3 protein-coding genes are annotated in these 4,871 nt (G+C 62.5%); all 3 read left to right on the forward strand.

From position 1 onward, the window contains the following. The first annotated feature begins 5 nt into the window (after window positions 1-5). The 3 genes from AC04PH_RS01840 to AC04PH_RS01850 all read left to right on the forward strand — a co-directional run bounded on the left by AC04PH_RS01840 (window position 6) and on the right by AC04PH_RS01850 (window position 4,848). The gene (locus AC04PH_RS01840) at window positions 6-3,452 is read left to right on the forward strand and encodes a hypothetical protein (protein ID WP_483064038.1); all 3,447 of its coding nucleotides are present in this window, start codon (window positions 6-8) and stop codon (window positions 3,450-3,452) included. A 135-nt stretch (window positions 3,453-3,587) separates the two neighbouring features. Beyond that, window positions 3,588-4,154 carry a toxin-activating lysine-acyltransferase gene (locus tag AC04PH_RS01845; RefSeq protein ID WP_483064039.1) on the forward strand — a complete coding sequence of 189 codons (567 nt, stop codon included), beginning with the start codon at window positions 3,588-3,590 and terminating at the stop codon, window positions 4,152-4,154. Between the two features lie 52 nt (window positions 4,155-4,206). Continuing rightward, window positions 4,207-4,848 (forward strand): hypothetical protein, encoded by a 642-nt coding sequence (locus AC04PH_RS01850; protein ID WP_483064040.1) that lies wholly within the window; start codon window positions 4,207-4,209, stop codon window positions 4,846-4,848. Window positions 4,849-4,871 lie beyond the last annotated feature (23 nt).

Consider the following 4,871-nt stretch of genomic DNA (forward strand, 5'->3'; position numbering starts at 1 on the left):
TGACGATGATGAAACGCACAACATATCTGCTGGGCGCCACCGCGCTGACATTGATCGGGGCAGGAGCGTTGGCACAGGATGCCGTGACGATCCCGGTGGGTGCCAACACGGAACCGGCCAGCACGCCCGCGCTGCCGGTAACGGGGTTCGTGATTTCGGTCGACGGGCAGGCGATTGCCGGCGACCGCGAGGTCGTGGATATCGTGCGCCGCACCGATGTGCAGATTGCCAATGCCGATGTGCAGGTATCCTTCGACGGGCTGGGCGCGGAACCACGACTGGATCTGGAGACCGTGGGCGGAGACCGCGCCTATGACGCCGGTGACGTGGTGACGGTGCAATCGGCGCTGAATTACCCGGCTTATGTCACCCGTGGCGAGTTGCGGGTTGTCGACCGCAGTGCAATAGGCGGGCCGCGCACGGTCGCGACCGTGCCGATCGACCCGAACGGGCAGGCGTCGCTGACCGTGCCCGAAGGTGACGATCTGGTGATCGTACACCGGGTCTACGATGCCGCCGGACGGTATGACGAGACCCGGCCGCTGGCCCTGCGGATCGCCGACCAGCGCCCGAACCTCGACGGTGTGGAGGAGGGCGTGGACAGTGCCGCGATCCGCAACATTCCCGTAGCGGGTGGCGCGATCACGGTATCGGGGTCCAACGTGGCGCGCGGTGCGACGGTGACGGCGCTGGGTGAACGTATCCGCCCTGACGGGTCGGGCGGTTTCGTGATCCAGCGGATCCTGCCCGCCGGTGACTATGGCGTCGACGTGCGCGTGAACGGGGCAGGGCAGAATGTCGACCTGATCCGCGACGTGACGATCCCGACATCGGAGTGGTTCTATGTCGCCACCGCCGACCTGACGTTCGGCCTGCGCGAGGATGGCGAAACCGGTGAGCGCGAAAGCTATCAGACCGGGCGTGTCGCATTTTATGTGGATGGACAGACGGATACCGGCGTGCAGATCACCGGGTCACTGGATACGGGCGAGGGGGACCTCGACCAGATTTTCCGCGGGCTGGACGAGCGTGATCCGCGACAACTGCTGCTGCGCGTGGACCCCGAGGACCTCTATCCGACCTATGGCGACGACAGCACCAGCGTCGACAACACGCCGACCTCCGGCAAGCTCTACCTGCGGATCGAACAGGACGGGAACTACGTCCAGTGGGGCGATTTCGATGCCGATCTGGGTGACAACCAGTTCGTGCGCAACAACCGCACGCTTTATGGTTTGCAGGGGCTTTACGCCACGCGCGAAACAACGTCACGCGGCGATGCGCGGGGCAGGGTGCTGGCTTATGCCGCGCAGCCGGGGCGTTTGCCGCAGCGCGATACGTTCCTGGGCACCGGCGGATCGGTGTTCTTTCTGGACAAGCAGGATATCGCGCAGGGGTCCGAACAACTGTCGATCCAGCTGCGCGACCCCGACAATGGCCGGATCATCGAAACCCGCACGCTGATCGCGGGACAGGATTACGCGATCAACTATATCCAGGGCATCGTGACTTTGACCCGGCCCCTGGCCAGCGAGGTTCAGGCCGGGCTGATCCGTGACGGCGGGGCTGGCAATGCCGACGCGGTATTGGTCGCGGCCTATGAGCATACGCCGGTGGCGACCGATCTGGAGGGCTTCGCCTATGGCGCACGGGCCGAGGGCTGGGTCACCGATACACTGCGTTTCGGAGTCAGCGGGCAACTTGACGAAACCGGGGTGACCGATCACCGGGTGATCGGCGCGGACGTTCTATATCAACCCACGCCGGACAGCTTCGTGCGGTTGGACTATGCGCAAAGCGAGGGAACAGGGTTCGGCAGCACGTTTTCCGCCGACGGCGGTTTGATCGTGCAGAACATCGCCGGTGCCGGGTCGGAGGGCGAGGCGCTAAAGGTCACGGGTCGCGTGCTTCTGGCCGATCTGGGGATCGCCGCCGATGGGTCTGTCGGGGCTTACTTCGAACGGCGTACCGAAGGGTTCGCCTCGCTCGACACCCAGGTGACGACGGCCACGGGTGACGAGACGTTCTGGGGCATCGACGGCGATGTCGCGGTGACGGATCAGCTGCACATCGCGGGCAGTTTCGAAAGCTATGAGAACGGCGTCGGCGAGACCAGCCTGACCGGCGCTGCAGAGGCGACCTACCGCGCCAACGACCGCTTCGCATATACGCTTGCGGTCGAAAGCCAGGACCGCGAAGGCGGCACGCGCGAGGGCAGCCGGACGGACATGGCTGCACGGGTGACGTTTACGCCCAATGACCAGATCGCACTCTACGGGTTCGTACAGGTGACGGCCGCCCGCGAGGGACTGCGCGAAAACAACCGCTACGGTCTTGGCGGGGCTTATGATTTCGGCAACGGCTGGAGCGTCGCAGGCGAGGTGTCGGACGGCACGCTTGGGGCCGGCGGCCTGATCACCGCGAACTATACGGACGAAGCGGGCAACACGCGCTATGTGGGTTACGAGATCGACCCGGGGCGTGAACTGGACGGTGTGACGTTACGCGGGCGCGACAGGGGCCGGGTGATCGCCGGGGCGACGAAGCAGCTGACCGAAACGGTCAACGTCTACGGCGAAAACGCCTATGACCTGTTCGGTGCGCATCGGTCGCTGACCAGCCGTTATGGCCTGACCTACACGCCCAACGACGTGCTGAGTTTCACCGGTGCCATCGAACTGGGCCGGGTCCGGGACGATCTGTTCTATGATTTCGACCGCAATGCGCTGTCGCTGGGTGTCACCTATCAGGATGAGACTTTGTCCGTCGCGGGACGGGTGGAATACCGCACCGAGGACGGTTTGCGCGACGGCACGCAGGTGAATTCCGACACGCTTTTGGTGAGCGCCGATGCGGCTTACAGGATCACGGAGGAACATCGTCTGGTGTTCTCTGCCGATCTGGCCCGGTCCGAGACCGAACAAAGCGCGCTACTTGACGGAAACTACGCCGACCTGGTCGTCGGCTATGCTTACCGGCCCACCAATGACGATCGGTTGAACGTGCTGGCCCGCTATCGCTATCTTTACGATCTATATGGGCTGCGTGATGCCACCGACGACAGGGGGCCGCGGCAGCGTAGCCACGTGCTGAGCGTCGATGCGTCATACGATCTCGACGAGACGTGGACCATCGGCGGCAAGCTGGGGTATCGCAGCGCGGAAACCTCGCCTGACGGCACAAGCGGTTTTGCGCAGAACGATGCCTGGCTGGCGGTCGCCAGCGCGCGTTATCACATGGTTCACAACTGGGATGCGCTGATCGAGGTGCGCAGCCTGAATCTGGTGCAGGCCGAGACGCAGGAGAACAGCCTGCTGGGTGCGGTCTATCGCCATATCAATCCGAACGTGAAGATCGGTGTGGGGTATAACTTCGGCACGTTCTCGGACGATCTGACAGATCTGACCTATGACGATCAGGGCGTGTTCATTAATTTGATAGCGAAATTTTGAAAAATCTTAACGCAGGCGGAAACAGATTGGTTCCCGCCGATCTGCAGAAAATGCACGTTTAGGGCGTATTGGCGGTTGTCAGGTCACGGAAAGTTGTTCAAAAACGACTGGGGAACTTTCCGGGGGATAGATCGGGTGACGGACAAGCAAGACGATGGGACAGCTGCGCCCGACGCAACGGACAAGACGCCAAGCCCTGAGGCGATGGCGCAGATCGCCGGAATTCGCGCGCAGGTCCGCGAGCAGTTCGGCAAGGTCGCCATGGCGATGATGGCGCTGTCGCGGTACCGTCACAACAGTATCTCCGACCTCCAGCATCTTGTTCTTGAACCGCTTTTGCAGGATCGCGTGGCGCTGGCCTATGTCACCGACAACGCAGATGCCGACGTCGCCGGTATGGCCTTCTGGGCCAGCGTTTCGCCTGAGGTCGATGCCAAGATCCGCGACCAGATCAAGTCGGGTGTGTTCCCGATCCGGCTGCGGCCGGACGAGTGGAAGAGCGGCGATATCCACTGGCTGTTCGATGTGATCGCGCCCGACCAGAAAGCGACCGCGCGCGTGCTGTCGAACTTCAAGCAGGTGGTGAAAGACGGCGACCTGCGCCTGCACCCCCTGATTGCACGGCTGGTCGACGAGGAAACGCTGCGCAAGATGGGCGCAAGCAAGGGTGTGACATCGGTGTCGACGGATACGGTGCAGTGACGCGTCGGTGTCTGTTAACCCTGTTTGCACGTTGGTTTGGGATGCTGGCGGCATGACGCGCGGTGTTTGGTTGAGCGACGTCATGGCGCAGCAGTCTGCGCAAAGCGGCTTTGCTTTCTGGCCTGCCGCCGATCAGAATGCCGATCCCGCAATCAAGGCCAAGGCCGTTGAATTTGCCAAATGCCTGCGGCGCATCGGGCGCGGGCAACCGTTTACGGACGACGAACTACCGGACCGTCTGATTTGGGATCACTGGGACCTCAAGCCATTCGATGGGTTGCCGCCCGTGTCTTATCTGGGCTTTCTGCTGCTGCGCGAAGACGTCGCGGCGGTGTTCCGCAAACACGACTTGAGTGACACCCGGCTTTTCCCCCTGCCACTGTTCGACGTGGATGGCAAAACGCCGATCGAGGGCACGCTGTATGCGCTTGTCTCGCGGGCAGCCTGGAACACTCTGCAGACGGATGTACCGCCGTTGCGGGACGTGCCCCACACGGATCCGCCGCGTTACATGCTGCCGACAAAACGAGGCGGGATCAACGCGCTTTCGGTGTCCGGTTTGCCGGAAACACCAGCGGATTATTGGTTCGATCCCCGTGTTTTGCGGTCGCATTTTCTTAGCGACGCATTGGCGGGCGATCTTCTTGATGCAGGGTTTGGTGAAGGGATGCGTTTGACGCGCCTGGCTGAATAGTACGACTTACAAGGGTAAGATTA

The sequence above is a fragment of the Yoonia sp. KMU-150 genome, from assembly GCF_056858355.1.